Genomic DNA, 1,574 nt, shown 5'->3' with positions numbered 1-1,574 from the left:
TCCTCACCCAAAGGTAAAATTACATCAAAAGGCTTTCTATCATGGGCAGAAAAGGAGACTTATCTTCGTTCTGAGATCGAAGCAAGTAGAGCGCTATGGGATCAGTTTTTTCGAATAGGAGTAGCTTCTCTTCCTGTTGTCTTATTTGCTGGAGTTTCAACTGGCATGGTTCTCGGCAGTCACGGATTTTTCACTCTAGAGCCTCTTGGCATGACCAGTACAGTAGGCGCGATCGTTGCAAAAACAATCGTTATAGAGATGGGGCCAGCTTTAACTGCTTTCATGATAACAGGACGATCAGGGGCAGCAGTTGCTGCTGAGCTAGGAAGCATGACAATCTCTGAGCAGATCAGTGCGATCCGTTCCATGGGAATTGATCCTATTTGGTACTTAGTTTTACCAAGAATCGTAGCCGGGCTGCTAGTTACACCTGTTCTCACTTCATTCTGCAATTTTTTTGGAGTTGCTGGAGGTTACATAGCGACAGTTCATTTCTTCGGTGTATCTTCAATAGGATATTTAGAGGAAATTCCAAAGACAGTCACACTCTACGACCTATTTGGAGGGTTATTCAAAGCGGCCGTTTTTGGAGCGCTGATTTTTGGAATTTGTTGCTACCAAGGATTGAGAGCGAATCAAGGCGCAGAGGGAGTAGGACGAGTCACTACACAAGCAGTTGTGGTGAGTTATCTTGCTGTTTTGTTTTTCAACTTTTTGATGACATTGATGATTAACACTACAAAGGATTTTTTCACATGACCTCCTGTATCGAACTGGATAACATTCATAAAAAATATGGAGAACATCAAATACTTAACGGCCTTACTCTTCATGTGAATAGAGGTGAAACTGTTGTTATCATGGGAAGGTCAGGAGAAGGTAAGAGCGTCCTTCTCAAACATATTCTAGGATTAGAGCGTCCAGATCAAGGTGATGTCCACCTTTTCGGAGTCAACATTTGGAAATGCTCAAAATTAGAACGTCAGCAGAGTTCAGGTCGTGTGTTACGACTACGCTAGTTGCACAAAATTCACGTTGAACATCGAGAATAAGTTCGTTAATCTGCATTTCCGTTAACTGTTCGAAACTACCAAGGTATACAATCTCCTAGAGAGAGCAAAAGTGGCGATCGAATTGCATGGGCTTTAAAACGAGTAGGGATGCTTCATGCTGCAGATAAACTGCCCTGGGAGCTTTCCGGAGGAATGCGAAAACGAGCTGCGCTAGCGAGAGTTATAGTCTATCATCCGACGGTGATTTTGTACGATGAGCCTACAACAGGACTGGACCCAATCACGGCAATGCAGATTAACGAACTTATTCTCGATGTTCAACGTGAATTTTGTGCAACTAGCGTAGTCGTAACACACGACCTGAACTCTGCTGCCACAATTGGCAATAGGATAGGATTTCACGAACATGGTCAAATCCAGGCACTTTTGGAAAGAGATCAATTTTTCAAATGCGAACTTTCCTCTGTCCAAAACTTTTTAAATACATCTTGCCCCCCTATTATTAAACAAACATTTGGATTCTAGACCTATGCGCGAAGGAACAAGGAACACTCTAGTTGA

At 42.8% G+C, this 1,574-nt stretch carries 1 protein-coding gene and 1 pseudogene; both read left to right on the top strand.

All coding sequences use genetic code 11. From position 1 onward, the window contains the following. Window positions 1–759, top strand: a 759-nt coding sequence (locus GCCT14_RS04840; protein ID WP_108624443.1) for an MlaE family ABC transporter permease, incomplete at its 5' end; no start/stop codon positions are given. Next, a pseudogene (locus GCCT14_RS04830) lies at window positions 756–1,538 on the top strand (ABC transporter ATP-binding protein). The gene GCCT14_RS04840 and the pseudogene GCCT14_RS04830, both read left to right, overlap by 4 nt. Window positions 1,539–1,574: the final 36 nt, after the last annotated feature.

This window comes from Candidatus Similichlamydia epinepheli (assembly GCF_003056015.1).
This window is presented reverse-complemented; position numbering and strand designations above follow the sequence as displayed.